This is a genomic window from Burkholderia sp. Leaf177 (assembly GCF_001424345.1).
In the GTDB taxonomy this organism is placed as follows: Bacteria; Pseudomonadota; Gammaproteobacteria; order Burkholderiales; family Burkholderiaceae; genus Caballeronia.
Map to the genome: position 1 here is coordinate 163,172 of NZ_LMPF01000020.1, position 20,976 is coordinate 184,147.

The 20,976-nt window shown below is 58.3% G+C and carries 21 protein-coding genes; 12 read left to right on the top strand and 9 right to left on the bottom strand.

The features are described from left to right. Positions 1-31: 31 nt before the first annotated feature. From cheA to motA, 4 genes are all read right to left on the bottom strand, one after another. Entirely contained in the window at positions 32-2,275 is a 2,244-nt protein-coding gene (gene cheA, locus ASG35_RS14385) for a chemotaxis protein CheA (protein WP_056358260.1), read from the bottom strand. Between the two features lie 97 nt (positions 2,276-2,372). After that, a complete protein-coding gene (locus ASG35_RS14390; protein WP_056358263.1) occupies positions 2,373-2,753 on the bottom strand; it encodes a response regulator in 381 nt (126 codons plus the stop codon). A 47-nt stretch (positions 2,754-2,800) separates the two neighbouring features. Continuing rightward, a complete protein-coding gene (motB, locus tag ASG35_RS14395; protein ID WP_056358266.1) occupies positions 2,801-3,772 on the bottom strand; it encodes a flagellar motor protein MotB in 972 nt (323 codons plus the stop codon). Between the two features lie 37 nt (positions 3,773-3,809). Next, complete coding sequence (gene motA / locus ASG35_RS14400; protein ID WP_056358270.1) at positions 3,810-4,670, bottom strand: flagellar motor stator protein MotA; 861 nt, start codon at positions 4,668-4,670, stop codon at positions 3,810-3,812. Between the two features lie 699 nt (positions 4,671-5,369). On the opposite strand from motA, the gene ASG35_RS14405 reads away from it, so the two are divergent. Then, entirely contained in the window at positions 5,370-6,434 is a 1,065-nt protein-coding gene (locus ASG35_RS14405; protein ID WP_056358274.1) for a glycosyltransferase family 4 protein, read from the top strand. 200 nt (positions 6,435-6,634) lie between these two features. Here ASG35_RS14405 and ASG35_RS14410 read toward each other — a convergent pair whose 3' ends face one another. Beyond that, entirely contained in the window at positions 6,635-6,940 is a 306-nt protein-coding gene (locus tag ASG35_RS14410) for an H-NS histone family protein (RefSeq protein WP_056358871.1), read from the bottom strand. A gap of 292 nt (positions 6,941-7,232) precedes the next feature. Between ASG35_RS14410 and aqpZ the strand changes: the two genes are divergently transcribed. Then, positions 7,233-7,952, top strand: coding sequence for an aquaporin Z (aqpZ, locus tag ASG35_RS14415; RefSeq protein ID WP_056358277.1), 720 nt, complete (start codon positions 7,233-7,235; stop codon positions 7,950-7,952). 348 nt (positions 7,953-8,300) lie between these two features. Continuing rightward, entirely contained in the window at positions 8,301-8,624 is a 324-nt protein-coding gene (locus tag ASG35_RS14420; protein WP_056358874.1) for a PXPV repeat protein, read from the top strand. A 68-nt stretch (positions 8,625-8,692) separates the two neighbouring features. Here the strand turns inward: ASG35_RS14420 and ASG35_RS14425 are convergent, their stop codons facing one another. Beyond that, complete coding sequence (locus tag ASG35_RS14425) at positions 8,693-9,526, bottom strand: Cof-type HAD-IIB family hydrolase (protein ID WP_056358280.1); 834 nt, start codon at positions 9,524-9,526, stop codon at positions 8,693-8,695. Between the two features lie 39 nt (positions 9,527-9,565). Next, a complete protein-coding gene (locus ASG35_RS14430) occupies positions 9,566-10,468 on the bottom strand; it encodes a BadF/BadG/BcrA/BcrD ATPase family protein (protein ID WP_056358283.1) in 903 nt (300 codons plus the stop codon). Positions 10,469-10,631: 163 nt separating this feature from the next. Here ASG35_RS14430 and ASG35_RS14435 point away from each other — a divergent pair, with 163 nt between their 5' ends. The 3 genes from ASG35_RS14435 (at position 10,632) to ASG35_RS14445 (ending at position 12,613) form a co-directional block, all read left to right on the top strand. Then, entirely contained in the window at positions 10,632-11,276 is a 645-nt protein-coding gene (locus tag ASG35_RS14435; protein ID WP_056358287.1) for a DNA-3-methyladenine glycosylase I, read from the top strand. A 481-nt stretch (positions 11,277-11,757) separates the two neighbouring features. Continuing rightward, positions 11,758-12,183 (top strand): hypothetical protein, encoded by a 426-nt coding sequence (locus tag ASG35_RS14440; protein WP_056358877.1) that lies wholly within the window; start codon positions 11,758-11,760, stop codon positions 12,181-12,183. Between the two features lie 70 nt (positions 12,184-12,253). Continuing rightward, positions 12,254-12,613, top strand: coding sequence for a hypothetical protein (locus ASG35_RS14445; RefSeq protein ID WP_056358291.1), 360 nt, complete (start codon positions 12,254-12,256; stop codon positions 12,611-12,613). 111 nt (positions 12,614-12,724) lie between these two features. Here the strand turns inward: ASG35_RS14445 and rpsU are convergent, their stop codons facing one another. Together rpsU and ASG35_RS14455 are read right to left on the bottom strand one after the other, a co-directional pair. Beyond that, complete coding sequence (rpsU, locus tag ASG35_RS14450) at positions 12,725-12,937, bottom strand: 30S ribosomal protein S21 (RefSeq protein WP_031357080.1); 213 nt, start codon at positions 12,935-12,937, stop codon at positions 12,725-12,727. Positions 12,938-13,302: 365 nt separating this feature from the next. After that, positions 13,303-14,250, bottom strand: coding sequence for an aldo/keto reductase (locus ASG35_RS14455; protein ID WP_056358293.1), 948 nt, complete (start codon positions 14,248-14,250; stop codon positions 13,303-13,305). 200 nt (positions 14,251-14,450) lie between these two features. On the opposite strand from ASG35_RS14455, the gene ASG35_RS14460 reads away from it, so the two are divergent. Genes ASG35_RS14460 through ASG35_RS14485 form a run of 6 tightly spaced genes read left to right on the top strand, consistent with a single transcriptional unit; the run spans position 14,451 to position 20,876 of the window. Then, on the top strand, positions 14,451-16,796 hold the full coding sequence (locus ASG35_RS14460) for a tetratricopeptide repeat protein (RefSeq protein ID WP_056358296.1): 2,346 nt from the start codon (positions 14,451-14,453) through the stop codon (positions 16,794-16,796). Positions 16,797-16,827: 31 nt separating this feature from the next. Beyond that, complete coding sequence (locus tag ASG35_RS14465) at positions 16,828-17,994, top strand: DegT/DnrJ/EryC1/StrS family aminotransferase (protein WP_056358299.1); 1,167 nt, start codon at positions 16,828-16,830, stop codon at positions 17,992-17,994. A gap of 1 nt (position 17,995) precedes the next feature. Then, a complete protein-coding gene (locus ASG35_RS14470; protein ID WP_056358304.1) occupies positions 17,996-18,544 on the top strand; it encodes a GNAT family N-acetyltransferase in 549 nt (182 codons plus the stop codon). A 13-nt stretch (positions 18,545-18,557) separates the two neighbouring features. Next, complete coding sequence (locus tag ASG35_RS14475; RefSeq protein ID WP_082508388.1) at positions 18,558-19,337, top strand: phytanoyl-CoA dioxygenase family protein; 780 nt, start codon at positions 18,558-18,560, stop codon at positions 19,335-19,337. A gap of 26 nt (positions 19,338-19,363) precedes the next feature. After that, positions 19,364-20,092, top strand: a complete 729-nt coding sequence (locus ASG35_RS14480) for a class I SAM-dependent methyltransferase (RefSeq protein WP_056358309.1) — start codon at positions 19,364-19,366, stop codon at positions 20,090-20,092. Between the two features lie 55 nt (positions 20,093-20,147). Then, entirely contained in the window at positions 20,148-20,876 is a 729-nt protein-coding gene (locus tag ASG35_RS14485) for a WbqC family protein (RefSeq protein ID WP_082508389.1), read from the top strand. Positions 20,877-20,976: the final 100 nt, after the last annotated feature.

Consider the following 20,976-nt stretch of genomic DNA (forward strand, 5'->3'; position numbering starts at 1 on the left):
AGCCCCCAGATTGCGGTTGTTTGGTTGATGCTTAATGAGTAAGCGACGCCACAGCGCCATGCGCCGCGCGGTTTTCGCGGTTCAGCGCCGCCACGTCCACGATCAGCGCCACGCTGCCATCGCCGAGAATGGTTGCGGCCGAAATGCCGTGCACCTTGCGGTAATTCGTTTCGAGGTTCTTCACCACCACTTGCTGCTGGCCGACGAGTTCATCGATCAACATTGCAAAGCGCCGTCCCTCGGACTGGATGATCGTGATGATTCCCTGCGTGGGTTCGGTGCGTGCGTCGCTGACTTCGAAGACCTGATGCAGCGCGACCAGCGGCAGATATTCGCCACGCACACGCACCACGCGCTCGCCGCCGGCGACGGTGTAGATATCGTCGGCAACGGGTTGCAGCGACTCCATCACGAAGTTCAGCGGCAAGATGAAAATTTCGCTGCCGACCTTCACCGACATGCCGTCGAGAATCGCCAGCGTAAGCGGCAAGACAATCTTCGTGGTCGTGCCGCGGCCTTCGCGCGACTGGATTTCAACGTGGCCGCCCATCGCCTGGATGTTGCGTTTCACCACGTCCATGCCAACGCCGCGGCCGGAAATATCCGTGACCTGATCGGCGGTCGAAAAGCCCGGCATGAAGATGAGTTGCCAGACTTCGTCGTCGGACATCGATTCGCTGACCTGCATGCCCTGCTTCACGGCCTTCGCGAGAATCTTGTCGCGGCGCAGGCCCGCGCCGTCGTCGCTGACTTCAATTACGATGTTGCCGCCGTGATGCGCCGCCGACAGCACCAGTTGCCCGGCCGCCGCCTTGCCGGCCGCACGGCGCGCCTCGACGGTTTCAATGCCGTGATCGAGCGAGTTGCGCACGAGGTGCGTCAACGGATCGATGATGCGTTCAATCAGGCTCTTGTCCAGTTCCGTCGCCTGACCGAACGTGACGAGTTCGACTTCCTTGCCGAGCTTCGCGGCGAGGTCGCGCACGAGACGCGGGAAACGGCTGAAGACGTAATCCATCGGCATCATGCGGATGGACATCACGGCTTCCTGCAAGTCGCGCGCATTGCGTTCGAGCTGCGCCATGCCGTTGAAGAGTCGGTCGTGCAGCGCGGGATCGAACGTGCTCGTGGTTTCGGCGAGCATGGCTTGCGTGATCACGAGCTCGCCGACGAGGTTGATCAGCTGATCGACCTTTTCAACGCCGACGCGAATCGAGCTTCCTTCCGATGCAGCCGGCGCCGCTGCCGCGCGTGCCTTGGGCGCTTCGGCTGGAGCCGCTGCCGCAGCAGCCGCCGTAGTGGTAGCCACGCGGGACTCGGCGGCAGCGGTCGAGGCCGCCGCCGGTTCCGTCTTTTCAACTTCGGGTGCTTTTTGCGCCACCTCTTTGGTTTCCTGCACGGCTGCAACCGGCGTTTCAACTACTGATGCGCTCGATGCATTGCCACGGCCAATCGCGATCTGCGATTCATCGATCACGAAACAGCACACGGCAACAATGTCATCCGCCGATACATCCGAGTCCAGCCACAACGTCAGGTCGCCGCCCGACTTCTTTTCCCCGACGACAGTCCCCAGGTTTCCAAGCTCCTCGGTCAACAGAGCCTGGTCCTTCTCCCCTACTCCCCGTAACGTGATCTTCAGATGCGAACCGTCTTCAGCGCTTGCGTCCGTACCTTCCGGCGCGCCCGGAAATTCCGTCCAGTCGCCGTCTTCTTCCACGGCTTCATTGGCCTGCTCGACCACATGCGCGGGCGGCTCGTTCGGACCCAGCGCCATTGCAACCTGCGCGAGATCCTGGGCGATGGCGGCTTGATCGGCGAAAGACGGCGCGGGTTCCGCGGCGGCTTCGGGCGCATGACCCACGTCGTTACACGCGTCACCCGAATGGTTGTCACGAAGGAATTCAAGCTTGGCGCAGATTGCTTTTGCGGCCGCCGCATCCGGCTCCGCGCTCGCACGATACGCACCCAGCTGATCCGACAACACGTCCTTGGTTTCAAGGAAGGTGTCGATCATGTCGCGGCGCAAGACCAGTTCGTTGTTACGCGCCCGGTCGAGCAGCGATTCAAGGATGTGCGTGGTCTCGGTCAGCGCCGAGAAACCAAACGTCGCCGCCCCGCCCTTGATGGAATGCGCCGCGCGGAAGATCGCGCCGAGGTCCTCGGGATCGGGGTTCGCCAGATCCAGCGCGAGCAGCAGTTGCTCCATGTCGGCGAGCAGCTCGTCGGCTTCATCGAAGAAAGTTTGATAGAACTGCGTAATGTCGAGTGTCATGCCTGGGTCACCACCGGATGCCTTGTCTGTCGTCGCTGTTCGCGTCGTAACTGCGTGTGTTTTGTCTTGTACTGCGTGCTTCGATAATTCAGTTGCTTCAGTGCGATTGCTCGGCGTCCGACAAGGTCGCGACCAGTTCGGTCAGCATGTCGGGATCGATCGGCTTTTCTATCCAGCCCGTTGCGCCTGCTTCGCGTGCCGCTGCCTTGAACTGCTCGCTGGATTCGGTCGTGAGCACGAGGATCGGCGTATTCGCGTACGCACGATGCCCGCGCAACTTCGCGATCAGATCGAGTCCGCTCATGGCCGGCATGTTCTGGTCGGTCACAATCAGATCGAATTGCTCGGCGAGCGCGGCTTCGTAGCCTTCCGCCCCGTCCGCGGCAACTTCCACGCGATACCCCGCCGCCACAAACGTCGCCGATAAAACCTTGCGCATGGAAGCGGAATCGTCGATTGTCAGAATGTTCTTGATCATGGTTTTGTCGTACCTGTCCGATGTCTTGATGCGTGTCCTGAAGCTGGTTATTTCGCGGCCGGCTTGCCCGGCACGAGCGCGCCGAGTCCGAGCGTGGCGTTGCCAGCGTTGAGGGGATTGCTGGTGATCGTGGTCGCTTGCGAGTCGTCGCGCGTCATCGACTCTTCCGATTTGTGGTTCAGGACCAGAACGCTGATGCGCCGGTTTTCCGGGTCGAAAGCGTCCTTCTTGTTCAGGTTTTGCGTCGATGCCAGTCCGATCACGCGCAACACCTTCGCTTCATCCATGCCGCCCGAAATCAGTTCGCGGCGCGAGGCGTTGGCCCGATCCGCCGATAATTCCCAGTTGCTGTAGCCCTTCTCGCCGCCCGCGTATTGCGTGGCGTCGGTGTGTCCTTGCACCACGATGCGGTTCGGCACGTCGTTGAGCGCCTTGCCGATTTCGCGCAGGATGTCGCGCATGTACGGCTGCACGGAGTTGCTGGCGAGGGCGAACATCGGGCGCTTTTGTGTATCGACAATTTCGATTCGCAAACCTTGCTGCGTCGAATCGATGCGAATTTGCTGGCGGAACTGGCGCAATACGGGATTCGCTTCGATCGCCGACATCAGCTTCACTTGCAGGTCATGCAACCGCGCCTGATCGCGGCGTTCGAGTTCGCCTTGCGCGTCTTTCAGCATTTGTTCATCGATACGATTCGAGCGCCGCGTGCCGTCGCTCATGCGTGTCGTGCCGTCTTCGGGCGAGGAGATATCGCGCCCGCCGCCGTCGATAATGCTTGCGTCCATGCCCGACCGCTGTCCGCCCATGATCGCGTTCTTGAGCGGCATGTTGAAATACTCCGCAATCCCGTGGCGCTGCACGGGCGTCACCGCGCTCAGCAGCCACATCAGCAGGAAGAACGCCATCATCGCTGTCATGAAGTCGGCGTAAGCGAGTTTCCACGCGCCGCCGTGATGCGCCTTCTTGCTCGATATGATCCGTTTGATGAAGATCGGGCGGTCGTTCTTGGTGGACATGGCGGTTTCTCCGGGAGCGCGTGGTCGCTTGAAAGCGTTATTTCGCCTTCACGCGGCGCACGTGTTCTTCCAGTTCGGAAAACGACGGACGCTCTGTGGAGAACAGCACCTTGCGGCCGAACTCGACCGCAATTGCCGGGGCATAACCGTTCAGGCTTGCGAGAATCGTGACCTTGATGCACTGGAACATTTTCGTGGACTCGGCCACGCGCTGTTCCGCGACGCTCGCCAGCGGCCCGATCAATCCGTACGACAACAAAATGCCGAGGAACGTCCCGACCAAAGCCTGCGCGATCATTTCACCGAGAATGGCCGGTGGCTGATCAGCCGATGCCATCGTGTGAACCACGCCCATCACGGCCGCGACAATGCCGAACGCCGGCATTGCGTCACCGACCTTATGCAGCGCTTGCGCCGGGCCTTCGCCTTCGGCGTGATGCGTTTCGATTTCCTCGTCCATCAGGCTTTCGATCTCGAACGCGTTCATGTTGCCGCCCACCATCAGGCGCAAATAATCGGTCAGGAATTCAACAGTGTGGTGATCGGCCAGGATCTTCGGATACTGCGAAAAGATCGGGCTTTTAGCGGGATCGTCGATATCCGATTCCAGCGTCAACGTGCCTTCCTTGCGCGCCTTGGCGAGCAGCACGTAGAGCAGCGCCATCAGTTCCATGTACACGTCTTTGTTGTACTTGGAGCCTTTGAAGAGCGTGGGAATCACGCGCAGCGTGGCCTTGATCGTCTTCATGCCGTTGCCGAGGATGAAAGCGCCGACGCCCGCGCCCGCGATCATCAGGATTTCCACAGGCTGGACCAGCGCGCCCAGATGCCCGCCTTCCAGCGCATAACCGCCGAAAACCGACAAAAGCGTCACTAGTGTTCCGATGAAAATCAGCACAATCGAATCCTCTTGGTTGCATCGGCGAAACCGCCGTTAAGTGGTTTACGGCAGGACGATGGAAAACTTTGAAGGGAATGGAAAGGTGCGAATTCGGCTGCGTCTTTATTGGCGGGGCGTGGTGCGAGGTAAGGTGAAACGTGGCGCCCGGGCTAGTGGGCGCAATCGGTCGAAAATGCCGATTCTTCTCGCAATGCGGTTAATCGCGGTTTTTAAATTACCGAAAGCGCCAAAGTTTTCTTACAAGACTGTTGCTGTGACTGTTTAACGGCGCGGAGCCGAAACAATTGACTCGGTGACAGCGGATTGCCTGGTTTTCCGACCGAATCCCATATGAGGCGGGCATTCGCCTCTTGCCTAAGTTGGCACAGCCATTGCTCTCTTCTGCGTCCTGGGCATCGCGCAGTAATCACCATGGAGCGCTGATACGAGCGCAATCGCCCGCCAGGTAAGGACTTCAGCCGCTGTTTCCGGATCGTAACCGGCGGTGTTTCGCCCTGTAACAAGGTTAAGCGATTGAAAAATGACTCGGCGATCACCGGAGTCATCTTGATAATGGGTCGTAAGGGATTACCCGATTCACCCGGGTCCGATTTCCAACGGGGGCGGCAGCATAGAGGCTGGCCCGTCCGCAAGGCTTCAACGGTTTTCTATCGGAAATCTGTCATTTGAAGCCGTAACGAACAGGAGAGTCACGTTATGCGTATCGCACAAATTGCACCCTTGCATGAAGCCGTTCCTCCGAAGTTTTACGGCGGCACAGAGCGCGTCGTCTCGTATCTGAGCGATGCGCTGGTTGATCTCGGCCACGACGTTACGCTCTTCGCAAGCGGGGATTCGGAAACCAAGGCGACGCTCGACGCCGCGTGGCCACGTGCGTTGCGCCTCGACCCGACCATCCGCGACTGGAACGCGCCGCATGCGCTGTTGCTGGAAAAAGTGCGCCGCCGCGCGCATGAGTTCGACGTGTTGCACTTCCACCTCGACTACATGCCCTTCTCGACGTTTTCGCAGATGGACACGCCTTTCGTGACGACGCTGCACGGCCGCCTGGATCTGCCCGAACTGCAACCGGTTTTCGATGCATTCCCGGAAGCGCCGGTTATCTCGATTTCGGATTCGCAGCGTCAGCCGCTGCCGCAAGCCGCGTGGCTCAACACGATTTATCACGGTCTGCCGCAGAATCTGCTAACACCGCAAAAGCACAAGAAGCCTGAGTATCTTGCGTTCCTGGGTCGTATTTGCCCGGAAAAGCGCGCAGATCTGGCGATTCAGATCGCGGCGCAAACTGGTTTGCCGCTGAAAATTGCAGCCAAGGTGGACAAGGTCGATCAGGAATATTTCAAGAGCACGATCGAACCGTTGTTGTCGAGCGCGAACGTGGAATTCGTCGGCGAAATCAACGAGCAGCAAAAGCCCGAGTTCTTGTCAGGCGCCAAGGCGTTGCTGTTCCCGATCGACTGGTCGGAGCCGTTTGGCCTGGTCATGATCGAAGCCATGGCGTGCGGAACGCCGGTGATTGCATTTAATCGCGGTTCGGTGCCGGAAGTTATTGATCACGGCGTGACGGGTTTTATTTGTGAAGACGTGCAAGGTGCGGTTGGCGCGTTGCAACGCCTCGATGAACTGTCGCGTACTGAAATCCGCGCGCAATTCGAACGCCGTTTCTGCGCGAGCACAATGGCTCAGAATTACGTGGATAGCTACACCGCGCTTCTTCAAGCAGCAAAGCGCCCAATGCTCCGTCAGGTTGCAGTCGGCTAAACGGGAATCGCATTGATCAAACCGGTGTCGCTCAATATTGTTCATTTACGCAAGCGCGACATCCGGCCAGATTAAATGCCTGTAACCGGAATGGATTGGTTTATTGCAACGCAAAAAGTCCACCTCAATAGGTGGACTTTTTTTGCCTTCGGGCATGCTCATCGCAATCCTTTCGCTGCCTGTCTCAATGCGCGGCTATTTCAGGAATGATCCTGATTAATCAGAAATCGCTCGCGGCTCTTACCCACGATCCACTTCGGCGGTTTGCCGCGGCCACTCCAGGTATTACCTGACTTCGGATCTTGATAGACCGGCGGCAATGGCTCCTTCTTCGGCGGCCGCCCACGACGCACAACGGTCAATCCGAGATCTTGTGCCGTAAGACCATACTCGACAATCTTTCGCCGGATATCGGCGAGTACCGCTTCCAGTTCCACGCGACGCGCTTCTTCAGCCTGCTCCTGAAGTTTTGCGATCTGCGCTTTCAACTCGATGTATTGCGACATTTTCATTCCTTCTAATAGGCAGCGATTATTGAGAAGCCTAACGGCATTGAATAAAAGATGCAACGGTCGCTAACGCAATTGCAGAAAGTCTGAAACCGAATAAGAAAATTCCTGAAACTATAGGTCACTCTTATTAAGACTTGCCTTAGTTCTGGTTCATTTGACAATTGTTGACATTTACTCCCGATACTCGGATTACACTGCCTACCCGCTGTTCTGATCGAACCAAATAAAGGGGATCACAAGCAGTGGAAGTGTTTCAGTTTTTTATATATTTTTAGGACTTCGAATCATGCGATTAGGACAGCGCCTCGGCGCAGAAATGTTTGGTACGTTCTGGCTCGTGCTGGGCGGCTGCGGAAGCGCAGTGCTCGCCGCGGGATTTCCTCAACTCGGTATTGGCTTTGTGGGCGTCTCGCTCGCGTTTGGCCTGACCGTGCTCACCATGGCGTATGCCATCGGCCATATTTCGGGCTGCCATTTGAACCCGGCCGTGAGCGTTGGCTTGACCGTTGCCGGTCGCTTCCCAGTCCGCGAACTGGCTCCGTACATTGTCGCGCAAGTGATCGGCGGCATTCTTGGCGCCTACGTGTTGTCGGTGATCGCCAGTGGCGCGCCGGGTTTCGACCTGGTTGCAAGCGGTTTCGCGACCAATGGTTTCGGTGACCAGTCGCCGGGTCATTACTCGATGATGGCCGCACTCGTCTGCGAAGTGGTCATGACGTTCTTCTTCTTGTTCGTCATCCTCGGCGCAACGGATAGCCGCGCGCCCGCCGGCTTTGCACCTATCGCCATCGGCCTGTGCCTGACGCTGATCCACTTGATCTCGATCCCCGTCACGAACACGTCGGTCAATCCGGCTCGTTCGACTGGCCCGGCGCTGTTCGTAGGCGGCGCGGCTGTGGAACAACTCTGGTTGTTCTGGGTTGCACCGATCATTGGCGCAATCATCGCCGGCGTGGTTTATCCGCTGTTGACCGGCGCAAAGAACCGGGCGCTTGCATCGGCTTAATTTCAGCGATTCAAGCTGAATAAAAAACGGGCGCTCGACGCCCGTTTTTTTATTGGTTTCGCGTTAGTTCGGTATTTAGTCAGTCGAGCATTATGAATTGGCTGCGACAAATGTAATGGGCGTTTACTGCTTTGCAGATATCGAAATGCAGGTGCGGCATCTAAGACTCGCTCATTAAACCCGCCAACCTTTACCCATCATCGTTTTCGCGTGCCTTCGTCGCACGCTCTCGTACCGCAACCTCCCTTTCGCAACACTTTCACCCGGTAACAACTCGTCGATACTCGTAAGACTACGGTTGCGTACATTGGATTCATGCGACACGCGTCGCCCAAAACGGAGAACACCATGAAACGCATCGTTACTCACTTGCTCGTAGCAGCCGGTCTTGCGATGGGCGCAGTTGGAGCAGCGCAGGCGCATACGGATTTGAATATAGGCTTGTCGCTGGGCGGACCGGTTTATTCACGGCCGACACCGGTTTATGTCCAACCGGCTCCGTATTACCGCGCTGCACCGCCGGCATATCGTCATTACGACGAACCGCGCTGGGGTGGATCGGATCGGGGACGTTGGGATCGTACGGGCTGGGACCATCGGGATAATTATCGCAACGATAATCGTGGCGACGATCACAACAATAATCGCGGCGGATGGAATCATCGCGGATAAAACGGCAGTTCGCACGTTGCGCAGTTTCTAGATAAAGGGAGCGGTTATTAACGGAGCTCCCTTTACTGCTACTTACGTTTATCGTCTGCTGTAAGTTTTTCGCTCATTCCGAACAAGCTACGCAATTGATGCGCAACGCCCGCCTCAAAGTTATTTCCAGTTCGCGGAATATTCGGCAATAACTTGGCTAGATCGGGATTGGCATTTTTCATCATGAATGGCCGGCCCGCTGTTTCAAGCAAGTCGATATCATTCATGTTGTCGCCGAACGCCACACAATGCGCGGTATCAATATCAAGCCTGTCCAGCACGACCCTCAACGCCGTTCCCTTCGATACATCCGACGTCATCACTTCCAGGCAATCCGGCATTGAAAACGTGACGTAGATTGAATCGCCGAACTCACGCTCGAGGTTCGCAGCTGTCACCTTCAGATCATCCGGCTCCCCGATGTACAGCACTTTCGCAATGTTCTCGCCGTCGTGCTGGCGCAGGTCCATTACGTCGTAATTGAAACCGGAGTCCTGATGGAATTCGAGCAAGTTCGGCGCGTGCCGGTCGATCAGCCAGGCGTCATCGGCAAACAGATTCACGATCACACGTTCGCTTCCCGCAAGATCTGGCTGCACGAGCCGGCGCACGGCAGCCGGCGAGATATCGCGGGCGTAAATACGCTCGTTATCAGGCGCATGAATTCGAGCGCCGTTCGACGTGATCAGGTACGCGTTGATACCCAGTACCATGCGGATTCCCACTACATCCCTGTAATGCCGACCCGTAGCGATGATGAAGCGCACGCCTTGCGCCTCCAGTTCGCGCACCGTTTCAACCGTGAACGGATCGACCTGATGATCGTTGTTGAGCAAAGTGCCGTCGAGATCGGTTGCGATGATCGAATACATGGGAAGCCGCATCCTTTAAGCCGTTAGGAACCTGGCATTTTAGCGCGCTGCGCGAGGTTTTCCGGTCGCGGCACGGCGGGCAAGTTGCAGCGCGCCCATGGCGGAGTCCGCGATCGGCACGCGCAACCGGCCGCGAAGTCGCTCAGGCACAAACGGTTCGAGCGGGGTTGCAAGACCGCCGCACAATGCTGTCGGCATCACCTGCTCCGGGTCGAGTGCCCGTACCATTTTCTCGATCTCGGCGCCCGCCTCGTGGAGCAGCCGCTCAGCGAATGGATGGCTTTTGTGTTCGAAGATGGTCGGCGCGAGCGTTGCGTAAGCAGTCTGATTGGCAGCGCTCAGCCAGACCACGAGGTCATCGCGGTTGGCGGCATTAGTGCAGTCGAGCAGCGCGCGAGACCAGTCGTCGGCTGGCGCGCGACCGTCGAGGACCTGCTGCAAATGCACCGCTGCGCGCATGCCGAGCCATGCGCCGCTGGCTTCGTCGCCACTGGGAAAACCGTAGCCACCCGCGATCCGGACCTCGCCCCGCGCACCGAGCGATGCCGCGATACTTCCCGTACCTAACGCCACAATCACGCCGGGCTCGCCGCCGTGGGCGCCCAACAGCGTAGTCAACGCGTCGCTTTCAACGACCAGCGCGCATCCTTCCGGCGCGATTTCGTGGAACTGCGCCAGCCAACCCGCGTGGTTCACGCCGGCCAATCCGCAACCGAGCGCGCACGCGCTCCATTCGAAGGGCAAGCCGGCCGATCCGAAGGCACGGGAAATCGTTGCATCAATAGCTTTCCAGGCGCGCTCGACGCCAAGTCCCAAGCCCGATGGTCCGCCCGATGCACGAGCGAGTTCGACGCCGTTTGCATCGGCCAGGACAACGCGGGTGCCGCTACCGCCGCCGTCGACGCCGACCAGATAAGTGTAAGAAGGGTTTGATGTAGTCATGCCGGAAGCTTAACGGCACAAAGCAAGCACCGCCACTCAGCCGAATGGGGTGCCACTTGAAGCGCAGGTCCGCATCAATGCCCAGGCCATTCGGCCGACTATTACGCGAGATGCCTTGCGCCTATGCTCATCAAACGCCCACCATGCATCTCCCGAATCAGCCATGACCACTAGAAAGAACGCAACCAAACCCAGCGACACGCCCGAACCACACCGTTGCGGTTGGGTAAGTACACCGGCGCTTGCCCACTACCACGACACGGAATGGGGCATTCCATCGCACGATGATCGTCATCTTTTCGAAATGCTCGTGCTCGAAGGTGCGCAGGCCGGCCTGTCCTGGGCCACGATCCTGAATAAGCGACAAGGCTACAAAACACTGTTTCATGACTTCGATATCGATAGAGTCGCCGCCTTCACTGAAGCGGATGCCGCAAAACTCCTGCTCGATACCCGCATCATCCGGAACCGGGCAAAGATTGCGTCTGCCGTTGCCAACGCCCGCGCGGTTCAGCGAATCCAGGCCGAGCATGGCTCGCTGGCGGAATTTGTGTGGTCGTTCGTCGATGGCACGACCATAGACACGCCGCGTGCGTCGTATTCGCAGGCGCCGGCGTCGACCGAAATATCGGACGCGCTCAGTCGTGCGCTCAAGAAATTCGGCTGCAGGTTCGTGGGATCGACCACGTGTTACGCCTTCATGCAGGCAACCGGGATGGTCAATGACCATGAGGCGGCCTGCTTCTGCCGCACAACGTGTAATACCGCCGGAGCAACGCATTCGTCCGCCAACAAACCATCAAATTAGGCAATTCACTGACACAGGTTTGCCACACGCATATTGCGTTTTCGCAACATTTTTCGCTGTTTTAGGCTTCCTCAGGGAAAATCCCGACCCTTAGGCTTTTTGACAGGTGAATAACGCTCTGAAGCCTTTACTACACAGCGTTCCAGCCAGGTTGCGACCCGTGCAGAAACACGAACACCATGTCAATATTGCGACCTACTGCGCGCCAGCACCCACTTTTTACCGGATAGAACCGCTATAAATTAAGTGCGAGCCAAATCATCTGGTGAGTGCCCGGCTAAGCGCCGGCAACGCGAGGCGCGAATTTGGCCGAAGCGTGCTTGAGTCCTGGCGGGCGGTATTGCAGGAAGTGAATGACGAATCGAAAAACGCGGATTGTGTGGTTAACCGCGCTATGACGATCAGAAACGCGACCGATACTGATAACGCTGTTTGATGACACCCACGAAGCGCCGCAATGTCGGTGCAGGGGATAAGCAGAATGAAAAACCTTAACTTTTTGACGCATCAGGAAATCTTCGATCGCGCCGTGCATCACCTCTTTGGCCAAGGTCAGGCTGCGCTACTGCCACGGGGCGGCGGTGCGTATCGCGGATACTGCGGCGGTTGTCCAGTCGGCAACTTCATCAAGCCGCGCGACTACATGACTGCCATGGAAGGTGTGCCTATCCGCTATATCGACAAAGGTCCGGAATCCGTGCCGTCGTACATGGATGTCGGCGTAACAGCGTTGAAGCGCGCGTTGTTGCGCTCGAATATCAATGTCTACGATCCGACCACCGTCGAACTGCTCAGTTGCTTGCAGAACGTGCATGACGTGTTTGGCAAATGGGAATGGCGCGAGCGGTTTGGATCGATTGCGCGCCAGTTCAACTTGTCGGCGGACCGGTTGAAGTCTGCGGCATGAGCTGAAAGGACATTGCCTGATTCTTCCGGGCTTTCGGGCAACGCTTTATCCAGAACAACGAGTAACGCAAATGTTAACCGCAAGAGACATCTACGAACGCGTGAGGGCGCATTTGCTCACGCAGCGCGCCGTGTCGGAAGACGACAACGGTTCGTGCCGGCTACGCAGCAGCGACGGCCGCAAGTGCGCCATTGGATCGCTGATTGCGGACGATGTTTACCGGCCGGAAATCGAAGGTGTTGGCATTTCGTACTACCGGAATGCGCGGGACGGAACGTTGCTGCGAGCGTTGTACGCGTCGGATGTGAATGCCTACGATCCGGAAATTGCAGAGCTTTTGATTGAACTGGAAGAAGTGCACGACGATTTCAGCGTGGACGAATGGCCGCAATTACTGGCGCGCTTGGCGGAGCGCCACGCGTTCGTCTGAGACCGCATCTAAAACATAAGCACAAAGCAAAACGGCGATGCAACCCTTTCGGGCGCATCGCCGTTTTGCTTTGCCGCGGCCTCTACAAACAAGGCCGCGACATGCCAAGATTTAGTGAAGCTTCTTGGGCAGCATCTGGCTGCGCAGACGCTTGCGCAGACGGCTAACTGCAGCCGCTTTCTTGCGCTTGCGTGCTGTCGTCGGCTTCTCGTACGACTGGCGTTCGCGAAGTTCGGCGATCAGGCCGTTCTTTTCGATAGTCCGGCGAAAGCGACGGATCGCAACGTCGAACGGCTCGTTTTCTTTCAAAACAATAGTGGTCATGGAAGTCCTAAATCGCTAATACGTTTTTCTGACTGCGCGGCGAAGCGTAACCAAGCGGGCTTACGCCGCGCGCCGGCACTCCGATCGTCCACCCAACGCGGCGAACACGAGCAAAGCGGCCACGGAGGCCGGAAAAGAGAGAGGTGGGATTTCACCGCCGATCACTGCATGCACTTTCCCTGGAATCCGGAACAGCGCACTTCGGGCCGCCCGACGTCACGAAAAAACATGCGGCGTCATCGGGCAAAAATCTCGATTCGGGCGAGATGTTATCAGATCGTCGACGTATCGCCAACCCCGAAAACCGTGTCTGCGGGGTGCAACTCCATGAAAATCCGCAGTTTTTCGAGCTTTTATGCGAAAACTCAGGCCGGATCGCTGACCTCGTTGAGCAGCGCAACGTCTTCCGGCGTAAGCGTGATGCGCGTGGCTTGCGCCAGACTTTCGAGCTGTTTGACCGATGTCGCGCTAGCAATCGGCGCCGTCACGCTCGGTCGCGCGATTAGCCAGGCGAGCGCGATTGTAGCGGGCGCAACGCCGTGCTGGTCGGCGACTTTCACGAGGGCATCGACGATCGCCAAGCCTCGATCGTTCAAGTACGCCGATACCTTCGCGCCGCGCGCGGCATTCTCGGTATCGGCTTTCGAACGGTATTTTCCACTCAAAAAGCCGCTTGCCAGGCTGTAATACGTCACGACCGAGACTTTGTGCGCCGTCGCGACTGGTTCCTGGTCGCCTTCGTAACCCGCGCGATCGTAGAGGTTGTATTCCGGCTGCAGCACCTGATAACCCGAAATTCCCTCGCTCGCGGAGATTTTCAGCGCCTCTTCCAGCCGTTCGCCCGAGTAGTTCGACGCCCCGATCACCCGCACTTTTCCCGCCGCGATCAGCTTCTGGTAAGCGCCGAGTGTGTCGATCAGCGGGGTTTTATCGTCGTCGCGATGAGAAAAATACACGTCGATGTAATCCGTCTTCAGCCGCTTCAGCGAATCGTTCACGGCCGCCTCGATATTCGCCGCCGACAACCCCGGCCGCGTGCTCAGCATGCCGACCTTCGTGGCGAGCACGACTTTGTCGCGCTTGCCGCTCTCCTTCAGCCATTTGCCGATGATCGTTTCTGATTCCCCGCCCTGGTGACCCTCGACCCAGGCGGAATAGACGTCGGCGGTATCGATGAAATTGAGGCCGTGGTCCACGAAGGCATCGAGCAACGAGAAGGACGTGCGCTCGTCGGCGGTCCAGCCGAACACGTTGCCGCCAAAGACGAGCGGGGCGACCTTGAGGTCCGACGTGCCGATAGTGCGATGTTCCATGAGTTTCTCCTGTCGTTGGCATCGAGACGAAAAAGCATACGCGTTAACCGCAATGCCCGCCGGCGTCCGGATGACCCGAAAGGCGTCGCGTGCCGCGTCTGGATCGTCTGAACAGAGTGACTTTTCCTGCCTAGTTCCCCGAATTCGATTGCCTTTCGCCGCCGGATAATTCTCTTAACAAATTCCGTCCGCGCACACACATGACCCCTTCGACCGATCTCTCCGATACACAGGTATTCAGCACCGGCAACGGCGCCGATCCCGAGTTCGAGCAGGCGCTCGCCGAAGTGCTCGCAGCTGCGATCGGGCACCATCACGCAAACGAAATCGATGAAGCCGAGGCGCTCTACAAGGTTATCGTCGAAGCTCAGCCGACGCAGCCCGACGCCAATCACAACCTGGGTGTCATCGCATTGCAGCGCGGTGAGTTCGAACGTGCTGTCGGCTGTTTTGAGGTGGCGATCGGCGCGAATCCCGAGCAGAACCAGTACTGGGCAAGTTATATCAATGCGCTGAACCAAAGTGGCCAGACGTCGGCCGCCTGGGTCGCGTTGGAACTGGCGCAGCAGCGCGGAATGAACGGTCCTGCTGTGGATACGCTGATCCAGCAAATGGTGCAAGGCGTAGCGGCGCCAGCCGAGTCTGACGCTGTCGAGCAAGCGGCCGCGAGTCAAATGGGGGGAGCGGATGCTGCCTCGACTAGCGCTGTCGATGCCTCGTCTGCACGCGCTCGCAAGGAACTGAGTCCCGTTCCGCCGCCACAGCAAATCAACCGGTTGACTGCTTTATATAACCAGGGACGCACAGCTGAAGCGCTGGAACTCGCCCGCGCCATGACCGTTCGTTTTCCGACCTACCCGCTCGGGTGGAAAGCCATTGGTACCGCGTTGCACAGCCAAGGCAAGATCCCGGAATCGCTCGACCCGCTTCGACGGGCTGTCGAACTTGCGCCGCAGGATCTGGACGCGCGCAAAGTGCTGGCGGACTGCTTGCGCATCGTCGGGGAATACGCGGAAGCGGAAGCCGAGTGCCGGACGATCATCTCGCACGCGCCCACTCACGGAGAAGCGCACCGGATTCTCGGCGTCACGCGGCTCGCCATGGGGCAGATTTCGGAGGCGGAAGCGTATTGCCGAAAAGCCGTAGAACTGATGCCGAACTCGGACGTGGCTTACAGCACGCTGGGTGTGATGCTGCTCGATCAGGGCAAGCTCGCCGATGCCGAGGCGCAGTTCCGGCGGTCGCTCGAGATCAAGCCGGACGCGCCGATCTCGCACGAAAACATCTTGTTTTGTCTTAGCCACAATGACGAAGTAACGCCGGAAGCCTTGCTCGCGCAACATCTGCAATTCGGCGCGCAGTGCGAGACTCCGCTGCGCAAGCTCTGGAAAAGGCACCAGAATTCCCGGAAGCCTGACAGACAACTGCGCGTTGGCTTCGTCTCCGGCGACCTTTATCAGCACGCAGTCGCCACCTTCGTGGAACCGGTGCTGACGTATCTGGCGCGCGACCCAAGTGTCGCAGTCCATGTCTATTACAACTATTCGATAACCGACGAAGTCAACGCGCGGCTGCGCAGTCACGTCAGGCACTGGAACAGTGTTCCGGGCATGACGGACGCGCAACTCGCCGACAAGATCCGCGCCGATGGAATCGATGTCCTGATCGATCTGTCCGGGCATACCGGGCGCAATCGCCTGCTTACGTTCGCGCGCAAACCCGCGCCTATCCAGGCTAGCTGGATGGGATATCCGGGAACCACCGGCCTGCGCGCAATGGATTACTACTTCGCCGACGCGTGGCATGTGCCTATGGAGTTCGCGAATGGACAGTTCGTCGAAAAAATTGCGCACTTGCCTGCCAATGCGCCATTCCAGCCTGCGACACTTGCACCGCCGATCAACGGCCTGCCCGCGCTGCACAACGGCTTTATCACGTTCGGCAGTTTCAATCGCGTGAGCAAGCTGCGTCCAAGCGCAATCGTGTTGTGGTCGCGGCTGCTGCGCGCGTTGCCGGATTCGCGCATGGTGTTGGGAGCAATGCCGCGCGATGCCAGCGTCGACACCTTGATTGAATGGTTCGCCAACGAAGGCATTTCGAAGGACCGCCTTGATTTCCGCACGCGATCGAGCATTCCTGTTTATCTGCAGCAACATCATCACGTCGATATCTGTCTCGATACCTTCCCGTACGCAGGCGGCACCACCACCCTGCACGCCATGTGGATGGGCGTTCCCACGCTGACGCTCCCCGGCCGCGCGATGCCGAGCCGTGGCAGCACCGCAGCGCTCGCCATGGCGGGACTCGACGGATTCATTGCCACAGATAGCGACGACTTCGTGGAAAAAGGCCGCGCCTGGGCCGCCGATCTGCCGGCGCTGGCCGCTTTGCGCGCAGGCATGCGCGAGCGCTGCGCGGCCTCGCCGATGTTCCAGCCTGAAATCATTGCCAAAGGACTTTCGAACGCGTTGCGCGAGATGTGGCGCCGCTGGTGCGCCGGCGTCGAGCCCACGCCAATTGAAGCGCCTGTGCGTTCCGCCGCATAAGTTCCAACCCTCAGCCGATCCTGGAAAAACGATGAGCAGCCTTCCTGTTCGCCTTGTAGAGCCGGTTATCGACGATCGTATTTTCGTCACCCAGCCGCACCTTGCACCGCTTGCCGATTTCTTGCCGTATCTCGAAAAGATCTGGAGCAGCAAGGTGCTGACCAATGGCGGCCCTTTCCATCAGCAACTGGAGCAGGCGCTTTGCGAATATCTCGGCGTCGAACATCTGGCGCTGTTCACAAACGGTACGCTGGCGCTCGTCACCGCGTTGCAGGCCCATCGGATCACCGGCGAGGTCATTACCACGCCTTACTCGTTCGTGGCAACCGCGCATTCACTGTTGTGGAACGGCATCAAGCCGGTTTTCGTGGACGTCGATCCGGACACGCTGAACCTCGATCCCGAAAAGATCGAAGCCGCCATCACGCCGCAGACCACAGCCATCTTGCCGGTGCATTGCTATGGCCGCCCGTGCAATCTGGACGCAATCCAGAAAATTGCCGATAACTACAACCTGAAGGTGATCTACGACGCCGCGCACGCGTTCGGCGTAAAAACCGATGCAGGCAGCGTGCTTGCCCACGGCGATCTTTCGGTGCTTAGTTTCCATGCCACCAAGGTGTTCAACACGTTCGAGGGCGGCGCCGTTGTCTGCCCCGACGCAAAGACCAAGCAGCGCATCGATCATCTGAAAAACTTTGGTTTTGTGGATGAAGTGACCGTGGTCGCGCCTGGCATCAACGGCAAGATGAGCGAAATCAATGCCGCGTTCGGCATGTTGCAGCTGAAGCATATTGACGAAGCGCTCGAACGCCGCGCCGCGATTGATGCGACTTACCGGCGGCTGCTTGCGGACGTCAAGGGCGTGCGGTGTATTTCCGCGCTGGAAGGGCCGTCCGGCTACGTGGCGAATCACGCGTATTTCCCGATTTTGCTGTCCGACGAATATCCGGTCGAACGCGATACGCTTTTCAACATAATGCGCGAGCACAACATCTTCGCGCGCCGTTATTTCTACCCGCTGATTTCTGATTTCCCGATGTATCGCGGCTTGCCGTCTGCGCAAAGCTCCAATCTGCCAGTCGCAGCCGATGCAGCCCGGCGCGTTCTATGTCTGCCGATTTACCCGGCGCTCGCCGATCAGGATATTGAACGTATCGTGGATCTGGTCGCACATCCGCTCGGCAGCGCGCACTGATATGAACGATCAAGCCATTGTGCTTCGCGAAATCACGGCGGAAGACCTGCCTGCCATCAACGCATGGCGTGCAAAACGGGAAGTCGTCGATGCGCTCGTGGGCAATTTTCGTCATGTGAACGCCGATATCGACCGGCGTTGGTACGAGTCGTATCTCGCCAGCCGGGCGAACAACGTCCGCCTTGCGATTTGCCACGGCGAAAGCGAAAAGTGCGTGGGCGTTGTGTATCTGCTCGAGATCAACTGGATCAATCGCAGCACGGAATTCGGCATTCAGATCGGCGATACAGCCGCGCAGGGACAAGGCATAGGCGAAGCTGCGACACGGCTCGCGCTCCGTCATGCGTTCGGCGATCTCAACCTGCGCCGTGTTTATCTGTCTGTTCTGGCAACCAACGAACGCGCGACCAAGCTATATGAAAAGACCGGCTTTCGTCACGAAGGCGTCTTGCGCGAGGCGGCGTTCAAGTCCGGCCGCTATATAGACTTGCTGCTCATGGCCATTCTCGATCACGAATTCGACGCGCCGGCTGCTCACCGGGACCGTTGAGAGGGCTGACGACATGGACATCACAACCTTCGATAGGGAAATGGACGCCAAAGGCTGGGTCATTTTTCCGGGTGCGATCGAACCCGGTCTGGTCGACCGGCTGCGCCACGATTGTCTCAAGTGGATCGACATCTGCACGCAGTATCAGGTTGCCAGCGGTATCAACGCACAGGGCGACGGCACCGCGCATCACAGCGTTGGCGCGGAAGACAGCATCGACGAATTCATCGGGCTGCATGTTTTTCATGCGTGGCTGCAGCATTACTTCGAGAGCAAGCCGTACATCCTGCACGCCTGCAATCCTGTAGGCGGATTTCCGCGCGTGCAGAACTACGTGCACCGCGTGCACAGGGACGTTGCGACGTTTATTCCCGACTACCGGCTGCGCATCAACATGCTCGTGATGCTCGACGATTTCACGCTTGAAAACGGCGCAACTCGTGTATTGAGCGGTTCGCATCGACAACCCGTTCAACCCGGCGACGATGAATTCAACGCACGCAGCGAGCCGTTGACAGGCCGCGCCGGTTCCGTGGTCTTGTTCAACTCGTATTTGTGGCACAAGGGCACGCTGAATACGACGTCGCGCAACCGTGTGGCGTTGACGCTCAGCTACGGTCCGGCATTCGTCAAGCCGCAGATGGACTACGCGCGGTTGATTGGCGAAGACCGGGGCGCGGCGCTTTCACCGCTGACGCGCCAGGTGCTCGGCTTCAATTCGCGCGTGCCGGTCAGTCTCGCCGAGTGGTATCGGCCACGGCCCGACAGATTGTATTTGCCCGATCAGGGCTAGTTCCAACCCAACACCCAAGGCAAGCGATGCGCGATTACAACTCAGAGGCCCAGTCGAGGCCGGAAAAGCGGTACGACTACAACTTCGACGAAATCGTTCGCGACTACATGATGAAGCGCTTCGCGCCGCATTTTCAAAGCGGGCCGGCGCTCGAACTGGGTTGCCACGAAGGCCGGTCCACGCAACTGTTGTCGCAGCACTTCCCGGATCTCACCGTGGTCGAAGCGTCTTCGGACGCGCTCGCGGTCGCAAAGCGCAACGCGCCGGAGACCGTCACGTTTATCAACTCGACCTTCGAAGAAGCAAAGTTCGACAAAACGTTTCGCTCGATCTTCCTGATCAACACGCTTGAACACCTTGAAGAAACCGGTCCGGTGCTGCGCAACATCCGCGATTGGCTGGCGCCCGATGGCCAGTTCTATGTGCTGGTGCCGAATGCGGATGCGCCGTCACGCCAGATTGCCGTGCAGATGGGGCTGATTGAATCGAACAATGCGGTCACGCCCGGCGAATGGGCTCACGGGCATAGACGGACTTATTCGTTCGACACCCTGGAAGCCGATGTCCGCGCGGCCGGAATGAAAATCGAACAACGCGGCGGCCTGATGTTCAAGGCGCTGGCGAATTTCCAGTTCGACCGCGCGCTCGCGGCCGGGATCATCGACGAGAATTACCTCGAGGGAATCTACAACCTCGGCATGATCTATCCCGCCATGTGTGCCAGCATTTTCCTGATTTGCTCACGCGCGCAATGATCCTGATCGCGATGTTGTTCGAGATGCTGATCGACTTCGCGATGCGGAGGCGCTCGTGAAGGTCGCGATCATGCAGCCTTACTTCTTGCCGTACATCGGCTATTTCCAGCTGATGAAATCGTCCGACGTATTCGTGGTCTACGACAACATCAAGTACACCAAGAAAGGCTGGTTCAACCGCAATCGCTTCCTGCAAAACGGCAGCGATGCCTGGTTCAGCCTGCCGCTGCAGAACGGCTCGGACTCGCTGGACGTGAGCGAGCGCACGCTCGCCCCATCTTTCGATAAACGCAAGCTGCTGAACCAGTTGAGCGCGGCATACAAAAAAGCCCCGCACTTTGCGAACGGCTTTGGATTGCTGCGCGAATGCGTGGAGCTTGAAGAAAGCAATCTCTTCCGCTTTATCCATCACGCAATTCTCACGACCGCCGCGCGCTTGCAGATCGATACGCGCGTGGTCGTTTCGTCGTCCATTCCGATCGATCATTCGTTGCGCGCGCAGGACAAGGTGCTGGCGATTTGCGAGGCGCTGGGCGCCACGACCTATATCAACGCAATCGGCGGGACCGAGTTGTATTCGGCTGGGGCTTTCGAGCGGCGCGGCATGGCGTTGCGCTTCATCAAGCCGCGAGTGCTGGAGTACCCGCAATTCGGCGCGCCATTCGTGCCATGGCTTTCTATTCTCGACCTGTTCATGTTCATCGACGAAAACACGATCCGGCAAAGCCTGAATCAATTCGACCTCGTTCCGGCGCCAGAAATTGACCCGTGTCAATGCACTTAAATAGTGCATGCGCCTTGAGAAGTTAAGTAAGAACCTAAAAGTTAATCCTATGAACAATATTCCCGATTCACGGATTGACTGCCTAAAGTTTCCTCCAACC